We start from the raw sequence: 17,746 nt of genomic DNA on the forward strand, positions 1-17,746 counted from the left end.
GCTTACCTCCCCCGGAATTCGCCCGCCCCAATTTATCCGGATATCAACGACCAGAGCCCGACACTTCAACAGTTATGTAATGGAGTGGGAAGCCGGATATGCGTTACATCTCCTTCCCACACCTGCATGTCTCGAGGCGGGCAAGCGGCGCTACACCGACCCGTGCTACCCGCCGGAGGAGTGCGGGGACGAGGATTTGGGCCGGGTGAACCGGGTCCTGTCCGCCGCGCAGTCGAAGCTGTTGTACACCTACGACCTCGGCGACTGCTGGCGGCACGAGATCGTCCTGGAGAAGGTGCCGGATGAGGAGATCGGGCCGCCGGTCTGCGTGGACGGACGCGGCGACAACCCGATCGAGGACTACTGCCCCGACTACCCCGAGGACCCGGTGCCGTTCGACCGGGATGCCATCAACAAGGAGCTGGCCGAGCGGGGCGCCTGGAAGACTTCTGCCCATGACCACGATGACGATTGACGAGGCGGGCGTTGACCCGGTTCCGGGACGAGCAGCGCAAATGCCACGCCCCGCGGACCTTCCGCTCCTACGACGAGGTCATCGACTTCTTCCGAGACCGCCGCGCGTTCGGCCTTGTTCTTCCGCCGAGCCTTCTCTTGCCAGGAGACCGGCACCTCCCCGACGGACCATGGTGCCGATCCGTGCTCGCTGTCCATCGTGGAGGGGGAGCGGGTGGATCAGGCTGATCGTTGTTCAGAGGGGGCGTTGCGTAGTTGCGCTAGGTCGAGTTCGATGCGGCGGCCGTGGACGGTCACGACGATGCTGGCGCTTTCGGCCCCTGTCGCCGTTAGGTAGTCGAACAGGGTGGACAGGAGCATGTCGCTGCGATTTTCCAGCCGTGACACCACGGCCTGTCCCACGCCGAGTTTCTTGGCCACCTCGACCTGGGTCATTTGTCCGGCTTTGCGGATCATTGCCAGGTTCATGGCGTAGGCGCGGTCCATCTCCTCGGCCGCCTCGTGTGCCAGGGCGACGTCGGTGGCGAGCTCGGGATCGGCGAGCAGGCGGTCCAAGTGCTCATTGCCGCGGACGAAGGTCTTGTCGGGCTCGGTCATGGCTTCTCCTCAAATGCGGTCTCCCGTTTCCACTGGTCGATCAGCCCATCCGCGCGTGCGGCCACGCTGTCGTAGAACAGATCGCCCAGCTTGGCCTTGTCTCCGGCGAACAAGGCCACGACGACCTTCCCGGTATCCGGCGGGAACCAGCAGATCAATCGCACCGCCACCTCCGGATGGTAGGCGTGCGACACACGCCACAGCTGATGACGGCGCGACTGGCGAACCCACCGTAGTGTGGCCGTTTCCGCATCCGGAGCGGGCGGTTCGGTCAGATTCCGAAGCTGATCCAGGGCGCGTGCTGTGAACACCAGGAGCAGCCGCGATCGCTGGTCCCCAGCGCGGGCTTCTGCTTCGAGCCGGTCAAGCCACGTGCCGAATTCGGCTGGCCAGTCAATGTCCGCATACTTCACTATGCCATCAGAGTCATATGCCTTTCAAGTCATATTGATCTGGAGGTGCCGCCTCGCTGTGCGGCAGCATGCCAGGCCGGCCAGATCTCCGAGCGGAGCCTGCCCCGGTCAGCGACCTGCAATCCCTGTTCACGAGCCCACGCGCGATACTTCAACAGTTCTGTAATGGTGGTACTCGTCGCCAACCCCCGGTTACCGGCGGATGGCGTGATCGTTAAATGCGTGCCCGGTTTCGCCGGGAGCGTCGGGTGGTGTCGCATAGTTACCCGCGTGAAGCCGGATACGCGTTACATCACGCCCGCCGCGATCGGAGAGGTCCGGCAGGTGCTCAGGGACGACCTCATCCCGATCTTCGACGAGGTGCGCCAGATCCTCGGCGAGAACGAGTCCATCGACTTCCCCGGCTGGGGACTGCTCGGCGAGTGGACGATCGGCGCGCTCTACTCCTCGCTGCTCGACACGCTCCAGCGGGACGCCGACGCGGCCAGGAGCGTGCTTGCCGGCTGGGAGGACGGGGCGCTGAAGTACGCGCAGCAGAACTGGATCGCCGCCGAGGACGCCGCAGTCCAGCGGGTCAAGCCGTGAAGGCCGGGATCCGGAAGATCGCGGGCGCGGGCAAGGCGGGCTCCGGGGCGTACAAGATCCCGCCCAATCCCGCCGCGGTGCGACAGAGCCTCAGGCAGGCCGCGAAGCTGGAACCCTCCGTCCTGATCGGGCTGCTGGCCACCCTGCCCGCGGTCGCGAACGTGCCCGGCATCTGGGAGGCGGCGGCCAACCTGCAGGCGGGCGCGGGCGGCAAGCTCGACAAGCCGGCCAGCGGCGCGATCAGCCGGATGATCGCCGACTCGGGCAAGGACTGGATCGCCAGGGACCAGGAGGCGTTCGTCTCGGCGGCGGAGCGCTTCAAGGCCGATCTGGAGACCTACCGCTACAACGTGCAGTGGGTGGCGGGGCACGTCGACAGCATCGGCGACGCCATCGCCGCGTACTGGATCACCGCGGCGAAGATCGCGCAGGAGACCTACCTGAGGCTGACCGCGCTGCAGGTCATGGCGCTGGCCCCGCAGTCCTCCGTGGCGGCCCGCCTCGCGATGCGGGCGGCGGGCGCGCAGTCCAGCGCGGCCCTGGCCCGCTCCACCGAGCGGCTGTCGCTCTTCCTCAAGGCGGGCGTGGGCGGCGTCGCCGCCGCGATGGGCGGACCGGCCATCTGGCAGCTCGGCTTCATGCGGACCACCGCCACCTCGCGGGTGGACTTCGCGCAGGCCGGGATCGACACCTCGGACCCGGCGCGCGCCGCCACGTTCCGGCCGCCGCCGCCGGGCAGCCCGCTGCCCGACGGCGCGCAGTACTTCGACTGGCGGGTGAAGACCCCGGACGGCGGCCGGACCCTGGACGAGGTGGCCAAGGACCGGCTCACGCCCTAACCGACCAGCCCGCGGATCGTCTCGTACACATCCAGTACGGCCAGCGCCAGCGGCAGCAGGGCGATCATCAGGATGATGTCGAGGATGTCGGCCAGCCGCCCCCAGAACGGGGTGGGCCGCGCCGACGCGAGCCAGAGCGACACCCCGGCCACCAGCAGCGCGAGCACCACCAGCGCGGGCACCAGGCCGAACAACACCGCCTCGCGAGCGCCCCCCACCCCCACGGCCAGGGCCAGGAGGCCGGCGCCGAGCAGGGCCGAGGTCAGTAGCCACATCCGCTGGCCGCGGCCCTCGAAGACGCGGGCGCGCAGCAGCAGCGCCGCCGAGAGGGACAGGCTCATCGCGATCGCCGTCCAGGTGCCCGCCGCCGCCAGCAGCACCTGGGCGCCGAGCGCGACGAGCGACACCCCGCCGAGCAGGCCCGTGCAGAAGCCGTCCGCGACGACCGTCCGGTCGATCACCATCTGGCCGTCGAGGTCACCGCCCTCGCGGCGCAGCTCGTCGGCGGTCGTCGGCAGGGCGGGCAGCGGCATCCCGGCCAGCCGGAACGAGATCGACGGCACCACGGTCGTCAGGCCCACGGCCAGCGTGGCCAGCAGCGCGGCCAGACCGGCCGCCGGCACGGCGAAGACCATGACCGCCACCGCGCCGATCAGGCCGCAGAACGCGGCGAAGGCCACGCCGAGGAACGTCGCCCGCCCCTGGGCGACTGCGAACCCGGTGGCCGTGGCCAGCATCAGCGTGACCCCGAACGCCGCCAGCAGATGCGGCGCGCCCAGCCCGGCCAGACCGGTCGGCGAATCGGGTCCGAGCAGTCCCGCGACGAACCCGTACGGCAGCGCCGCGTACCCGATCGCCGCCCCCGCGCCCGCGTCGCCCAGGGCCCGCGACAACGCCACCGCGGCCAGCAGCAGCACCAGCGCGATGCCCGCCGCGACGATGGCGGCGGGCGTCCACGGCGGTCCGGTCAGCAGCAGGGCGGCGGCGCCCGCGCCCAGTGCCACCGAGGCGGTCCGCAGGCCGTAGGACCGGGTGACGGCGGGCTGCCAGCGGCTGGTGCGTTCGAGCACGCCGGTCGCGACGGCGTCGGCCACGTCGTCGAAGACGGTCTCGGGCAGCTCGTGCCCCCGGGGCCGCAGGTGCAGCAGCTCCCCGTCGTGCACGGCCAGGTCCGACAGCGTCACGTTCAGGTCGAACGGCTGCCCGCCCACGCGCTGGAGCACCCAGCCGCCGTGGGCCAGCCCGGCTTCCGCCAGCCCTTCGCCCGCGATGCGCAGCAGCGTCGGCAGCATGCTCGCCAGCGGCATGTCCGAGGGCAGGCCGAGATCGAGGGATCCCCGAGGGGTGACGATCGTGACCCGGCACAGGTCGGTTCCGGTGGCGCTCACTTGGAGGAGTTTATGGACTCGGCTCCCGACGCGCCGCCGTAAATATGTCGAGAAAATTTGAAATGTCGCTGATTGCGGGGTCTGACGGGCTTTCATGAGGGTTGTTTGGTGGCTTGTTCGGTGAGGTGCGGTGAGCGGCAACACATGGGTGGTGCGTCGGCCCGAGCGGCGCAGGCCGCCGGAGCAGCCGAGCGGCGAGGTCCTGCTGGAAGCGCCACCCGAGATTCCCGAGACGGTCACGGGCGGCGGCCTGACCCAGGTGCTGACCTACCTGCCGATGATCGCCGGGGCGGGCGCCATGGCGCTCATGTTCACCGGCGGCGGCACGGGCAACCCGATCATGATGGTGTCCAGCGGCCTGTTCGCCGTCTCGATGGTGGGCATGACGATGGGCCAGATGCTCAGGACCACCGGCGAGCGCAAGAGCCGCGTCAACGGCCAGCGCCGCGACTACTACCGCTACCTGGAGCAGGTGCGCCGGCGCGTCCGCCGGGCCGCCGAACAGCAGCGCAAGGCGATGACCTGGAACCATCCCGACCCCGTCACGCTGTGGTCGCTGGTCATGACCTCGCGACTGTGGGAGCGGCGGCCCCGCGACGACGACTTCGGCCAACTGCGGATCGCCACCTCCGCGCAGCGCCTCGCGCTGCCGCTGATCCCGCCGGAGAGCAGGCCGATCGAGGACCTCGACCCGATGTCCGCCGGCGCGCTGCGCCGTTTCGTGCGTACCCATGCCACGGTCCCCGGCCTGCCGGTCGCGCTGGCGCTGCACTCCTTCGCCCGGATCACGCTCGCGGGCGACCCCGAGGCCGCCCGCGGCCTGGTCCGCGCCGCGCTGGCCCAGGCGGTGGCCCTGCACTCGCCCGAGGACCTGCGGGTCTCCGTGTGCACCGGGGCCGAGCGGGCGGCCGAGTGGGAGTGGGTCAAGTGGCTGCCGCACGCCTTCCACCCCCAGGAGGAGGACGGGGCGGGCCCGGTCCGGCTGGTCACCAGGGACCTCGCGGAGCTCGACGACCTGCTCGGGTTCGAGCTGAAGGACCGGCCCCGGTTCAGCCGGGGGCTCTCGCAGGACGCGCTGCCGTACCACGTGGTGGTCCTGGACGGCGGCCGGGTTCCGCCGGGCAGCCAGCTCGGGACCGACGCCATCGAGGGCGTGACCGTGATCGACCTCAGCGGGTCGGCGGGACAGGCGCCCGCGCAGCTCTCGCTGTTCCTCGACGTCACCGCCGACGAGGTGGTCCGGGTCGCCGAGGACGACATGGGCAAGCAGGTCAGGACCGCGCTCGGCCGGCCCGACGTCTTCGGGCTGCCCGCGTTCGCCTCGCTGGCCAGGCAGCTCGCGCCGCTGCGGGCCGGCGTGGCGGGCGGGGCGGAGGAGGAGCGCGACGCGCTCTCCACCAACACCACGCTCACCGACCTGCTCCGCATCGGTGACGCCCGCCGGATCCTGCCCGCCGTGACCTGGCAGCCGCGGCCGGTCAGGAACCGGCTGCGGGTGCCGCTCGGCCTGGGCGCCGACGGCCGTCCGGTAGAGCTCGACATCAAGGAGGCGGCGCAGGGCGGCATGGGCCCGCACGGGCTCGTGGTCGGCGCCACCGGCTCGGGCAAGAGCGAGCTGCTGCGCACGCTCGTCCTCGCGCTGGCGATCACCCACTCCTCCGAGGTGCTGAACTTCGTCCTGGTCGACTTCAAGGGCGGCGCGACGTTCCTGGGCCTCGACACGCTTCCGCACGTGTCGGCGGTCATCACCAACCTGGAGGACGAGCTGCCGCTGGTCGACCGCATGCACGACGCCCTGCACGGCGAGATGGTCCGCCGCCAGGAGCTGCTGCGCTCGGCCGGCAACTACGGCTCGCTGCGCGACTACGAGCAGGCCCGCGAGCAGGGCGCCGCGCTGGCGCCGATGCCGACGCTGTTCATCGTGCTGGACGAGTTCAGCGAGCTGCTGTCGGCCAAGCCGGAGTTCATCGAGCTGTTCGTGATGATCGGGCGGCTCGGGCGTTCGCTCGGCGTGCACCTGCTGCTGGCGTCCCAGAGGCTGGAGTCGGGACGGCTGCGCGGGCTGGACACGCATCTGTCGTACCGGATCGGGCTGCGGACGTTCTCGGCGGCCGAGAGCCGGGCGGTGCTGGGCGTCGCCGACGCCTACTCGCTGCCGCCCGAACCCGGCAACGCCTACCTGATGTTCGAGACGACCGGGATGACCAGGTTCAAGGCGGCCTACGTGTCCGGCCCCTACCAGGCGGCGCAGCGGGAGAACCGGGCGGTCGCCGCCCGTCCCGGCCACCAGGGCAAGATCGTCTGGTACGGCACCGAGCGGGTGCCGCTGCCGCCGCCGCCCGAGGTCGAGCCCGAGCCCGTCGCCGAGGACCGGGAGCAGCAGGACAGCCTGCTCAACATCGTGGTGGACCGCCTGAACGGGCAGGGACCCGCCGCCCACCGGATCTGGCTGCCTCCGCTCAAGGAGCCGGCCTCGCTCGACCGGCTGCTGCCGCCCGTCCTGGCGACCCCGTCGCACGGGCTCACCGCCGCCGGCACCGACCAGGACCGCCCCGGCCGATTGCACGCCGTGGTGGGCATCGTGGACAGCCCTTTCGACCAGCGGCGCGACCCGTACTGGCTGGATCTGTCGGGCGCGGCGGGCAACGCCGCGATCATCGGGTCGCCGCAGACGGGCAAGAGCACGCTGCTGCGCACGCTGATCGCCTCGCTGGCGGTCACCCACACGCCCAAGGAGGTGCAGTTCTACTGCCTGGACTTCGGCGGCGGCACGCTGTCGGCGCTGGCCGGGCTGCCGCACGTCGGCGGCGTGGCGACCAGGCTGGACGCCAACCGGGTGCGGCGGACGGTGGCCGAGGTGACGGCCCTGCTGGCGCGCAGGGAGCGGCTGTTCGTGGAGCGGGGCATCGACTCGGTCGCCACCTACCGCCGTCTCGTGGCCTCCGGCGCGTACGAGGGCGACGGCTGGGGTGACGTCTTCGTCGTCGTGGACGGCTGGGCCACGATGCGCCAGGAGTTCGAGTCGCTGGAGGCGCCGCTGAGCGAGCTGGTCTCCCGGGGGCTCGGCTTCGGCATCCACGTCGTCGGCACGGCCAACAAGTGGTCGGAGTTCCGGTCCAACGTGCGCGACATGTTCTCCACCAGGCTGGAGCTCAGGCTGGGCGACTCCTTCGAGTCGGAGATCGACAGGAAGGCCGCCGTCAACGTGCCCGAGGGCGCGCCCGGCCGCGGCCTCACCCGCGAGGCGCTGCACTTCCTCGCCGCGCTGCCCCGCGTGGACGGCAAGGCAACGGTGGACGACCTGGCCGAAGGCGTCGCCGCGCTGGTGGCGGACGCGGCGAACGCCTGGCGGCAGCCTCCGGCGCCGCCCGTACGGCTGCTGCCGGACCTGTTCCCCGTGCACACGCTGCCCGGGCCGGACCAGAGCGGGCCGCGCATCCCGATCGGCATCGACGAGGCCGCCCTGGCGCCCGTGTCGCTCGACTTCGACGCCGACGCGCACTTCGTCGTCTTCGGCGACACCGAGAGCGGCAAGACGAACCTGCTGCGCGTCGTCGCCGAGGGCATCGTCGACCGGTTCACGCCGCTGGAGGCGCGGATCGTCATCATCGACTACCGGCGCTCACTGCTCGACACGGCCGACAACGAGCACCGCATCGGCTACGCCGCCTCCAGCACCGCCGCGGCCACCGTGCTCAAGGGCATTCATGAGGTCATGCAGACCCGGCTGCCGCCGCCCGACCTCACCTCCGAGCAACTGCGTACCAGGAGCTGGTGGACCGGCCAGGACCTGTACGTGATCGTGGACGACTACGACCTGGTGGCCACGTCCGCCAATCCGCTGGCCGTACTCGGGGACCTGCTGCCACAGGCCCGCGACATCGGGCTGCACCTGATCCTGGGGCGGGCGATGGGCGGCGCGGGGCGCAGCCTGCTCGACCCGGTCGTACGGCGGCTGAAGGAGATGAACACCCCGGCCGTGCTGCTGTCGGGGCCGCGGGACGAAGGGGCACTGTTCGGGAACGTGCGGCCGCAGCAGTTGCCGCCCGGGCGGGGGGTCTATGTGGACCGGCGCTCGGGCGCGCGGCTCATCCAGACGGCCTACCTGGCCCCGCCAGAAGCTCCGATCCCGCCGGAAGCTCCGACCGCGCCGGAAGCTCCGACCGCGCCGGAAGCGCCGACCGCGCCGGAAGCGCCGACCGCGCCGGAAGCGCCGACCGCGCCGGAAGTTCCGAGTCCGCCGGACGCGGGCTAGGAGCCGTCGACGCGGCGCTGGATGCGGGCGAGTTCGGCCATCGCGTTCTCCATGGCCCTGTCGTAGGTGTCCTGCGCGTTCCGCAGACGCAGCTCGGCCGGGTTGCCCTCCTTGGTGAGGTCCGGCGGAGCCGCACCCCACTTCTCGGCCATGATCGCGTTCGACTTCTCCTGTAGGTCGGCCAGCGACGTGGCGATCAGCTCCAGGATGGTGGTGGCGAGCTTGTCCGAGCCCCAGCGGAGCGCGCGCGGGTTGATGTCCAGCGCGGTGACACCCTGGGTGGAGCACTCCACCGTCACTAGCTTCTCCGCGTCCTGGGCGAATCCCTGCACGGCCAGGACCTGCTCGTACAGCTCCGCGAACCCGTCCAGGGGACGCTGGGTGTCGGCGATCATGCGGTCGATGGCCGCTTCGTCGAAAGCCGGCATCACACTTCCTTCGTCGGATTAGGCCGGTTGCCCTGCGTCTGATTTGGCTGGTTGCCCTGCGGGAGGGCCCTCTCCGTCAGGTCGTCGGCCACGGCTGAATTGGCGAGCATCCCGCCGCCAATGGCGGTCGCGCCGCCGAAGAGCAACTGCTTGGCCGGTGACACCTTGGCGAATCGGCCGGCGATCTTGCCGACCACGCCCTCCGTACCCCTGAGGAACGTCTGCAGCTTGATGGCGCCCTGCCCGGCCTGCTGATCGGCCCGGCGGCCGAACATCGTCGCCGCCACCTCCGCCGCCGGCCGGAGATAGGCATTGACCCGCCCGAGCTGGTAGATCGTCCCCGCCAGGAGGATGGCGGCGCCCACGTCGAACATCAGGTCGCCGGCGAAGTCGAGAACATCGGCGGACGTCCGCATGGAGTCCGCCGTGGACTGCGGCAGAGCGGCCTTGTCGGCCACCTCGTTGGCGTGCGTGTCGACCGTCTGGTGGAACAGCTCGGCGCTCGTCTCCGTCCAGCGCACGTCCTTGACGGACTCCTGAACCTGCTGGGGATGCTCGCGTAGTCCCGCCGACAGTTCCTCCCACTGCTGCGCGGCCCGCCGCAGCTCCGGGGTGTCGGCGACGGTGAGAGCGATGATCAGTCCGGCGTACTTCGCGCGGCCGCCGCCCAGGAGCGCCGCACCCAGCTGGGCCATGCCCGCGCCCGCGATCACGGATTCCGGTTGTGTCGGCATGTGTCCTCGCTCTCAGCCGGTCGTGAGGCCGGCATGTGTCCTCGCTCAGCCGGCCGTGACGCCGGAGGCCGCTCTGGCGGCCGCGCCGTCGCCCTGAACGGCGGTGTTGGCCGTGTCGAACGCCTTCGACTCCATCTGGGCCAGCTCATGCCTGGTCGCCGACACGTACTGGTAGGCGGCCAGCTTGACCTGGTCGAGCGCGTCCTCCAGCGACGAGCCGAAGAAGCCGAACAGGCCGTAGTGGCGGGCGTGCACGTTGAGTCCCGCGACCACGCGGGTCATGTCGTTGAGGTGCTCCATGGGCTTCTTGCCGAGGTTGCGGCCCACCTCGCGGACGGAGTCGGCGTCGAGCTGCATGCGCTTGAGGTCGTTCTCGGAGGCCATGGTCAGTCCACCACCGGCTGGCCGGGGTCGTACGCGGGACGGAACAGGCCCGAGTCGTCCGGGGGCGGCGCGACCGTCCGGTGCGCGGCCGGCGCACCCTCGTATCCGGTCGGGCCGCCGCCCATCGGCATGAACGGCATGCCACCGGTGCCGGCGGCCGCCCCTGTGGGGCCGCCGGACGATGCCGTCCTGGTGACAGGCCAGGTCCCGTCGACGACCGGCACGACACCGGGCCGTACGGACGGGCCCGTCTCGTGGGGCACCCCGCCGAGCGGGGTGCGGGCCTGGTCGGTGCCCGGTGGACCCTCATCCAGGACGGAGCGTGTGGGGTCGGACGATGTGCGGTCGGGCCGTGTGTGATCGGACGGTGTCTGGTCGGACGGCGTGCCGTCGGACTGGCGGATGCCGGTGCCGGTCGGGGATCGTCTCGGCTGGGCCGTGAGTCCGGTCGGCGTGGGGCCGGTTGCCGGCGGGTAGCCGGTGGGCGTGGCCACGGACGGCGTCCCGCCGGTGGACGTGATCAGCCCGGGGACCTGGCCCGGCGTCGTCCCCAGGGTCGGGGGAGTGGCGGTGCCGGGGACCGACGCGGCGAGCAGTGCCGCCGAAGTGGACGTCGGTGCGATCGCCGGGGTGGACGCGGTAGCGGGCGGCGTCACCGAGATCGGTGACGCCGCCCGGTCCACACTGGCCAGCCGGGCGACCGGGCGCGTGGACTCCTGATCGGGGAACTCGACTCCGCCCGGCGTGCTGTCACGCACGACCGGTACCGGCAGATACGGCGCGCTGGAGGCCAGGTCGGCGTCCCACGGTAGCCGCGCGGGAAGCGTCCCGTGCGCGTCCGCCAAGCGGTCGTTCAGTTCCGCGAGGAAGCGCTGGGCGTCGGCGTCTGGATCGTTCCCCAGCTCCCTGGAGATGTACGACCCGGTGTCCACCGTGTAGTACTGCTCCTGGGTGGCCTGCTCGAACGTCTCCTTCGCCGTGGCCAGCTCGCGAGCGGCCCGCTGAACGGATGGCGGGATGTCGCCGATCTGGCTCCGCAGCGTGCCGAGATACGACTGCACCCGCGCCATCCGTCCGAGCATGGCCCGCGCCGACTCGCCGCCCCAGTTTCCATCGGCGACGAGACGTGAGGCATAGGTGGTCAATTCCTTGATCGTCTGGTCCAGCAGCGTGCCCGCGGACCGGTAGGCGTCGGCGACGCCGCCGAACTCCTCCGGCCTGGTGCTCATGATCAGCCGCCGGATCGAGTCGCGCCCGCCGTAGCTCTCGGGCGCGCCCGCCGGCAGCGCGCCCTCCTTGATCGGCCTCGGTTCTCCCACGCGCCCTCTATCCGGAAGATCTGGTACGGCGAGCAGCCTCGCCCGCCCGCTGGTCGCCGTCCCTGGCGGTGTTCGCGGTGGCGACCAGATCGTCGACGACCCTTCTGACCAGTTCGGTCACGAGCTCCATCGTGTCCACCGTGGCCATGCGCGCCCGTTGCATGGTCTCGGCGTACCCCCGTGCCACATCCCAGTCGCCCACGGCCGTGAACGACAGGTCGGGCACCGTGTGCCCGGCCGATTCGAGCCGGGGCAGCAGGTCCCTCGACATGGCCCCCGCGATGTCGAGCAGCGCGTCCGGCCGGCACATCGCCTGGTCACCGGCCGCCGCCGGGTCGATGACCAGCTCGGGGGGTACTCCGTTTTCAGCCATCGTTCCGCTCAGGTGCCCCAGCGCCGGACATTGGCCTGCTCGGCGTCGCGCATGATCTCGGTCGCGTCGTGCAGAGCGGGCCCGAAGCGCTGCATGGTGTCACCCATGGACACGACGGCGTCGTTCCACTCGCGCTTGGCCTCCAGGTAGACGCCCTTCGCGGAGCCGTCCCAGGTCTCCAGGATCTTCAGGTCGTTCTCCAGGTCGGTCAGCTCGCCGACGAGGTTGGCGTACGCGCGGCCGAGCTCGGCCGCGATCTCCTCCATCTCGTCGAAATTGGCGAGGATGATGTCGCCGCCACCTGTCATGGAGACCCTCCTTAGGTCAGAGCTTGCCGCCGTTGAGCGCGGCCATGAGGTTCTGGGTGACGGCCTGCGCGGAGGTGCCGGCCTCCTCGTACTCGATCCCCGAGCCCTTGAGGTTCTCGGCGATCAGGTGGAGGGCGTCGATGACCTTCTTGAACTGCGGGTTCCACTCGTTGAGAACCTGCGCGTAGACGGACGCCGACTCGCCCTTCCACGCACCGCCGAGCTGGTCGGGGATCTGGAGCAGCCTGTTGTGGATCTGCGTGATGTGCTCGTGCGCGATGAGCGCGCGCGCGGCCGCGTCGTGCTGACTGCCCTGCTGGTAAGTGGTCGGCTGCGCCACGGTTCACCTCCCGGAATCGAACATGGGACAACGCGAGCACCATAAGCGGTCGCACCGGATGAACGGCCGTGACTTCAACATTCCTCGAAATGTTGGATCACCCGGCACGCCACCCCCGGCGCCTCCCCCGGGGCAGCATGATCGCCACGAAGACCAGCAGCCCGGTCACCGCCACCGTGCCTGCCGCGATGCCGACGGCCAGCCCGCGCGTACGCGGGTCGGGGACGGCGGCCTTGGCCACGACGACCGGCGCGGCGCCGCCCGCCTTCTCCTCGGTGCCCGGTAGTACGGCGGTCACCGCGAGCAGCGGGTTGACCATGCCCGCGCCGGTCCCGGTGGCGCCGCCGCCCTCGGCCGTCACCTCCACGCGCCGCTTGACCTGCCAGAGATCGAGCTCCGGATGCCTGGCTCTGACCAGGGCCACCACCCCCGAGACGTACGGGGCGGCGAAGCTGGTGCCGTCGAGATCGGTCCGGTAGCCGCCGCCCGTCCACGTGCTGGTGATCGCCGATCCGGGTGCGGTGACGGAGACCCTGGTGGTGCCGTTGGAGAACGCCGATTTCGTACCGTCGGGGGAGGCCGCGCCGACCGCGATCACGCCGGGGTAGTTCGCCGGGTAGGAGGGCGTCACCTCGCCGTCCTCCCGCTTCACGTTGCCCGCCGCCGCGACGATCACCGCGTCCCTGCTCTGCGCGTAGCCGACAGCCGACTTGAGCTCCGGCTGGTCGTGCGCCTCCACGGATACGTTGATGACCTTCGCGCCCAGTTCGGCGGCCCTTCTGATGCCCCGGGCCAGCAGCGAAACCGCGCCGTCGTTCGTCGCGGTCTGCTTGATCGACAGGATCCGCGCACCCGGTGCGACGCCGAGGAACGGCACGCCACGCGAGGTGAGGTCGCGGCCGGCGATGATGCCCGCCACGGCCGTACCGTGGCCCACGCAGTCCCGCTGGTCCGTGCCGGTCAGGTCCTCGGAGACGGTGACCACCCCGGCGAGCTGCGGGTGCCGCGTGTCCACGCCGCTGTCGACGACCGCGACGGTGACGCCCTCGCCCCGGGTCAGCCGCCACACCCGCTGGAAGCGCAGCCGATCCTGTGGCCAGGGCTTGCCGCTGACGTCCTGGACCCCGGCCTCGGGATTACACGGCGGGACGGCGGCGCCGGCCGTCGCAGCGCTGACGGGCGTGACGGCGAGCATCAGGGCGAGGGCGGTGGTACCGGCCCAGGAAATGGCCATGTAATGGGATTTTGCCTGTCTTGGGCGGCAAGCCGGATTCCGTTCCAAATTCTTTGAAGTGAAGCCCCGGCACGGCCGGCGCGGGATACAGAAGGGAGGGGCGCGGACCGATAGCCGGGGAGAGATTCATGCCGACACCTGACGACGGCAGCGAGCGGGATGACACCAGGGATGGCCTCGGCCTCCCGAGAGACCAGCGCATTGGCGTCGAGTCGGGCGAGGACGGGAGGGTCTACGAGAAACAGCTGGACCCCATCAACACCGAGGAAGAGTACACCGACTTCCTACAGGATTACGGGACCGGAACATACCCGCCGACCGCCCGGCCACGGGTCTCCGAGACGACGCGCGATGAGTTGCTGACCCGATACCGCGTCGACCCGGGCACGGCGAAGAAGGAGATGTTCATCAAGATCGCCGACTTCGTGGACCCGGCGACCGGCAAAGCGCGTCCTGACTCGCCCGTCGAGAAGCTCCGCGCCGACCTGGACCGGCTCAGGGGAATGGGCGGCACACCGAGCCTGGAGGTGCTCGTCACCCGCTCCACACTGAGCGAGCGCGACCTGGGCACCTGGCAGGCCGCCACCGACCTGAAGCTGACCACCGACAAGGCGCAGAACAGCCTCAACAGCGCCGTCACCCAGCTCTGCTCGATTTACGAGGCCATCCTGGAAACGCTCGACCAGACCGTGAAGGCGGCCATGGACGCCGACCAGGCCGTGGCCGACGGCCTGCGGGGGGCGGCGACATGACCGGCAGCTACACCCTCTACCAGCTCAGGGACGGCACCCGTCCCTTGCCTGACGACACCGCCACGACCAAGGGCGACAGCGAGAACAGCCAGGGCATCGTCGACCTCATCCGCAACCACACCAACCCGCGCAAGATCGAGGACGCCGGCCACAACTACGACACCCTGGCCGCGAGCTGCGAGGAAGCGATGAAGACCTTGCAGACGGAGGCGGGGCGCATCGCCGACTCCCTGGGCGGGGAACCTCTGGAGGGCGTCTTCAAGAAGATCGGCGAGCTCCAGAAGGACCTGGCCGCGGTGAACTACAGCGCCCAGACCGTCGCCAAGCCCCTCATCTGGTACGGCCGTGATGTGCTGCCCTTCTTCCGCGACAACGTCCCCCAGGTCGGGGGCGTGGGCTGGGACGACGATCTCCGTGACAGCGTGTTCGGCACCGACGGCAACGCGCACGCCCTTGCCCGCCACCATCTGCGGCAGCTCAACAGGTTCATGGGCGTGGTCTACGACCGGATCGCCCCCGAGCTGGAGCAGCGCGCGGCACCGCCACCCGGTGCCGGTGTCACTCCCGGGCACCTGCCCGGCCTCGACGGCCTGGGCGGCAACGGCCGGCTCGGCGGCGTCTCCGACCCGTACTCGGGCCTCGGCAGCCCGTACTCCAGCCTGCCCGGCATGAACGATCCCAGCCTGTCCGGCGTCGGCGACCAGCCAGGGCCGACCGACCCGAACGGCGCCCAGAACCCGAGCCTTCCCGACCCCAGCGGCGCCCAGAACCCGAGCCTTCCCGACCCCAGCGGCGCCCAGAACCCGAACGTCCCGACCGTCCCCGGCCTGGACCAGCCCAGCACCAAGACCCCCGACCTCCAGACACCCCAGACTCCGGACCTGAAGAATCCCGGCGACCTCAAGACCCCGGCCCTGCCCGACACCAAGGCGAACCTGGCCGGCTTCCCGGACACCATGACCCCCGACCTGGCCAACCGGGTGAACACCGGCACACCCTCGACCGGCCCGCTGACCCCGTCAGGGATCGGCACCGCCACGACGGCGGCACAGGGCGCGGGCGTGCTGACGGGCGGCGGCGCGGGCGTGCGGGCCGGGGCCGGCGGCATGGGGATGGGCATGTACCCGCCGGGCATGGGCGGCGCCAACGGCCAGGAGCAGGATCGCGAGCGGACCCGGTTCCCGATGATCGAGGACGAGGCGTTCGAGACCGATGACCTGGGCGGTCCCGCAGTGATCGCATGACGATGACGGAGAAGGTCCGCGGCTACCGGCTCCAGGAGCGGGCCGGGCAGGACGGGCCGTGGAGCGCGTACCTCGCGACGGCCGACCGCGACGGCGCCTCGGTGCTGCTGCGGACGCTGGCCTGCCGCCGGGTGGACAAGCGCAGGCTCAAGCCACTGCTGCGCGGCTTCCGCTTCCCCGATGCGCTCGCCGCCCACCCGAACGTGATCCCCGTACTCGACCTGGGCACCACCGCCGACGGCCGCCCGTACCTGGTGACCCACCTGCCCGGAGGCTGCACACTGGCCGAACGGCCCGGCCGGAGCCTGCCCGCGCCCCCCGCCGAGGCACTGCGCATCGCCCGCGCAGTGGCGAGCGCGCTCGCCGCCACCCATGCTGCGGGCGGCGTGCACGGCGACATACGGCCGGAGAACGTGGTCCTGCCCGAGCACCGCGAACCCGCCCTGACCGGGTACGGCATGAGCGGCCTGATGTCGCTGGCCGAACTGCCCGACGGTACGTCCGTGTCTGTCCACACCCCGCCCGAACTGCTCGAAGGCCGCTCGGCCAGCCCCGCGTCGGACGTGTACTCGTTCGGGTCGATGCTGTACGAACTGCTGGCCGGGCGGGCCGCGTTCGCCATGGACGGGCCGGACACCTCGGCCCGGTTCGTCTTCGGCGTCCTGAGCGAGGAACCGCCGCCTTTGGCACACCGCAGCCTGCCACTCGACCTCGTGACGGCCGTCCACCAGGCAATGTCCAAACCCCCCGACGCCCGCCCCACAGCCGCCGACCTCGCCGCCCGCTTCGCCCAGACAGCTCTACCCGCCCTCAAACTGGTCGCGCCGCCGTCCCTCCTGCCACCCTCCCAACCCGGACCGGGTCTGCCACCCTCCCAGCCCGAGCCGGGTCTGCCACCCGTGCGACCCGGACTGGGCATGCTCCCATCGCAGGCCGGATCGGGCTTGCCACCCGTGCAGGCCGTGCCTGGCCTGTCGCCTTCACTGACCGGACCGGGCCCTTCGTATGGCGGACCGCCGCTCGCACCGGGCCTGTCGCAGACCGGGCCCGGCCCCTTGCCGGGCGCCGCTCAAAGCGGGGCGGGTGCTCTGTCAGCCGGACCGGAACCCCTACCGGGCGCCTCGCAGGCTGGGCCGCCGCCGCCGCCGCCGCTGCCGCCGTCGACGTCGATGCCGATGCCGTCGATGCCGGTGGCCGCTGAGGCGTCGGTGCCGCGTGCTCTCGTGTGGACCGTCGACCCCGACCGTTCCGCGTCGCTCCCCGCTCCGCCCCGCCCGCTCTACCCGTCCTCCTACCAGCCCCAGCCGGGTACGGCGGAGCCGCAGGCACCGGCGGAGCCACGGCGCAGGAGCAAGAAGGTCCCCCTGTTCATCGCCGGCACCTCCGGCCTGGCCGTACTGATCGGCGCAGCCAGCATCGCCGCCGCCATGAACGGCCGCCCGGCGAGCTCGCCACGCATCACCCTGGAGCCCCAGTCCGCCACGACCGGAGGCACCGACTCCGGGACCGGAGGCACCGACCCCACGACTGGAGGCACCGACTCCACGACGACCGCCAAGCCACCCGACTCGACCGCCGCGACACCGCCACCCAGCGCCCTGCCGTCCGCCCTGCCTTCTACCGGACCCTCCATCGCCCGCCCCGCCAAGACCCTGGACGCGGCGGCGCTGAGCGCGCAGCGGCCCAAGGACCTCAAGCTGGTGACCGACAACGGCTCGACCGTGACGCTGTCGTGGAAGCAGCAGCGCAAGAGCGACTTCCCCATGGTGATCCAGCAGTCTCCCGGCGAGCGCATGATGTCGATGCGGAGCGGCAGCAGCACGTTCACGGTCGCCGGCCTGGACGCGGCCACGGGCTACTGCTTCAAGGTCGGCACGGTGGTCAGACTCGGCCAGCCGTCATCTGTCGCCTGGTCACCGTCCCTGTGCATCCGCGGCGCGGTCGAAACCGACCCAGGCAGCCAGGACGAGCAGGTCCAACCACCCATCGTCCTCCCGCTCGCCACCCCACCCACCTGAACGATCGGCTTCAGCTATGTCGTAGGGCTGGTCAGGTCCGCCGCGAACTCGAACTCGACGG

The 17,746-nt window shown here is 71.1% G+C and carries 18 protein-coding genes; 7 read left to right on the plus strand and 11 right to left on the minus strand.

Going from position 1 to position 17,746, the window contains the following annotated elements:
* Positions 1–79 precede the first annotated feature (79 nt).
* The gene (locus AB0F17_RS21440) at positions 80–475 is read left to right on the plus strand and encodes a hypothetical protein (RefSeq protein WP_358025437.1); all 396 of its coding nucleotides are present in this window, start codon (positions 80–82) and stop codon (positions 473–475) included.
* A 218-nt stretch (positions 476–693) separates the two neighbouring features.
* Here the strand turns inward: AB0F17_RS21440 and AB0F17_RS21445 are convergent, their stop codons facing one another.
* Both AB0F17_RS21445 and AB0F17_RS21450 read right to left on the minus strand, forming a co-directional pair.
* Positions 694–1,071, minus strand: a complete 378-nt coding sequence (locus AB0F17_RS21445; RefSeq protein ID WP_358025438.1) for a helix-turn-helix domain-containing protein — start codon at positions 1,069–1,071, stop codon at positions 694–696.
* Complete coding sequence (locus AB0F17_RS21450) at positions 1,068–1,484, minus strand: hypothetical protein (protein ID WP_358025439.1); 417 nt, start codon at positions 1,482–1,484, stop codon at positions 1,068–1,070. Before AB0F17_RS21450 ends, AB0F17_RS21445 begins: the two co-directional genes overlap by 4 nt.
* A gap of 270 nt (positions 1,485–1,754) precedes the next feature.
* Between AB0F17_RS21450 and AB0F17_RS21455 the strand changes: the two genes are divergently transcribed.
* Together AB0F17_RS21455 and AB0F17_RS21460 are read left to right on the plus strand one after the other, a co-directional pair.
* Positions 1,755–2,069: a hypothetical protein gene (locus AB0F17_RS21455; protein ID WP_358025441.1), complete on the plus strand. Its 315-nt coding sequence runs from the start codon at positions 1,755–1,757 to the stop codon at positions 2,067–2,069.
* The gene (locus tag AB0F17_RS21460; RefSeq protein ID WP_358025443.1) at positions 2,066–2,908 is read left to right on the plus strand and encodes a hypothetical protein; all 843 of its coding nucleotides are present in this window, start codon (positions 2,066–2,068) and stop codon (positions 2,906–2,908) included. Before AB0F17_RS21455 ends, AB0F17_RS21460 begins: the two co-directional genes overlap by 4 nt.
* On the opposite strand, the gene eccD is transcribed toward AB0F17_RS21460, so the two are convergent.
* On the minus strand, positions 2,905–4,296 hold the full coding sequence (eccD, locus tag AB0F17_RS21465; protein ID WP_358025445.1) for a type VII secretion integral membrane protein EccD: 1,392 nt from the start codon (positions 4,294–4,296) through the stop codon (positions 2,905–2,907). The genes AB0F17_RS21460 and eccD overlap by 4 nt on opposite strands.
* 130 nt (positions 4,297–4,426) lie before the next feature.
* Between eccD and eccCa the strand changes: the two genes are divergently transcribed.
* Positions 4,427–8,551: a type VII secretion protein EccCa gene (eccCa, locus tag AB0F17_RS21470; RefSeq protein WP_358025447.1), complete on the plus strand. Its 4,125-nt coding sequence runs from the start codon at positions 4,427–4,429 to the stop codon at positions 8,549–8,551.
* On the opposite strand, the gene AB0F17_RS21475 is transcribed toward eccCa, so the two are convergent.
* The 8 genes from AB0F17_RS21475 to mycP all read right to left on the minus strand — a co-directional run bounded on the left by AB0F17_RS21475 (position 8,548) and on the right by mycP (position 13,671).
* The gene (locus tag AB0F17_RS21475; protein WP_358025449.1) at positions 8,548–8,979 is read right to left on the minus strand and encodes a hypothetical protein; all 432 of its coding nucleotides are present in this window, start codon (positions 8,977–8,979) and stop codon (positions 8,548–8,550) included. The two genes, eccCa and AB0F17_RS21475, sit on opposite strands and share 4 nt — an antisense overlap.
* A complete protein-coding gene (locus tag AB0F17_RS21480) occupies positions 8,979–9,713 on the minus strand; it encodes a hypothetical protein (RefSeq protein WP_358025451.1) in 735 nt (244 codons plus the stop codon). The genes AB0F17_RS21475 and AB0F17_RS21480 overlap by 1 nt, the downstream gene beginning before the upstream one ends.
* 45 nt (positions 9,714–9,758) lie before the next feature.
* Positions 9,759–10,097 (minus strand): hypothetical protein, encoded by a 339-nt coding sequence (locus AB0F17_RS21485; RefSeq protein WP_358025453.1) that lies wholly within the window; start codon positions 10,095–10,097, stop codon positions 9,759–9,761.
* Positions 10,098–10,099: 2 nt separating this feature from the next.
* Positions 10,100–11,416: a hypothetical protein gene (locus tag AB0F17_RS21490; protein ID WP_358025455.1), complete on the minus strand. Its 1,317-nt coding sequence runs from the start codon at positions 11,414–11,416 to the stop codon at positions 10,100–10,102.
* A 7-nt stretch (positions 11,417–11,423) separates the two neighbouring features.
* Positions 11,424–11,789, minus strand: a complete 366-nt coding sequence (locus tag AB0F17_RS21495) for a hypothetical protein (RefSeq protein WP_358025457.1) — start codon at positions 11,787–11,789, stop codon at positions 11,424–11,426.
* An 8-nt stretch (positions 11,790–11,797) separates the two neighbouring features.
* Positions 11,798–12,097 (minus strand): WXG100 family type VII secretion target, encoded by a 300-nt coding sequence (locus AB0F17_RS21500; protein ID WP_219527046.1) that lies wholly within the window; start codon positions 12,095–12,097, stop codon positions 11,798–11,800.
* 16 nt (positions 12,098–12,113) lie between these two features.
* The gene (locus AB0F17_RS21505; RefSeq protein ID WP_358025459.1) at positions 12,114–12,437 is read right to left on the minus strand and encodes a WXG100 family type VII secretion target; all 324 of its coding nucleotides are present in this window, start codon (positions 12,435–12,437) and stop codon (positions 12,114–12,116) included.
* A 97-nt stretch (positions 12,438–12,534) separates the two neighbouring features.
* Positions 12,535–13,671 (minus strand): type VII secretion-associated serine protease mycosin, encoded by a 1,137-nt coding sequence (gene mycP / locus AB0F17_RS21510; protein ID WP_358025461.1) that lies wholly within the window; start codon positions 13,669–13,671, stop codon positions 12,535–12,537.
* A gap of 128 nt (positions 13,672–13,799) precedes the next feature.
* On the opposite strand from mycP, the gene AB0F17_RS21515 reads away from it, so the two are divergent.
* The 3 genes from AB0F17_RS21515 to AB0F17_RS21525 are packed head-to-tail and all read left to right on the plus strand — an operon-like array spanning position 13,800 to position 17,685.
* A complete protein-coding gene (locus AB0F17_RS21515) occupies positions 13,800–14,423 on the plus strand; it encodes a hypothetical protein (RefSeq protein ID WP_358025463.1) in 624 nt (207 codons plus the stop codon).
* Positions 14,420–15,667 (plus strand): hypothetical protein, encoded by a 1,248-nt coding sequence (locus AB0F17_RS21520; protein ID WP_358025465.1) that lies wholly within the window; start codon positions 14,420–14,422, stop codon positions 15,665–15,667. The genes AB0F17_RS21515 and AB0F17_RS21520 overlap by 4 nt, the downstream gene beginning before the upstream one ends.
* A complete protein-coding gene (locus tag AB0F17_RS21525) occupies positions 15,664–17,685 on the plus strand; it encodes a protein kinase (RefSeq protein WP_358025467.1) in 2,022 nt (673 codons plus the stop codon). The genes AB0F17_RS21520 and AB0F17_RS21525 overlap by 4 nt, the downstream gene beginning before the upstream one ends.
* Positions 17,686–17,746: the final 61 nt, after the last annotated feature.

This window comes from Nonomuraea sp. NPDC026600, from assembly GCF_040638335.1.
In the GTDB taxonomy this organism is placed as follows: Bacteria; Actinomycetota; Actinomycetes; order Streptosporangiales; family Streptosporangiaceae; genus Nonomuraea.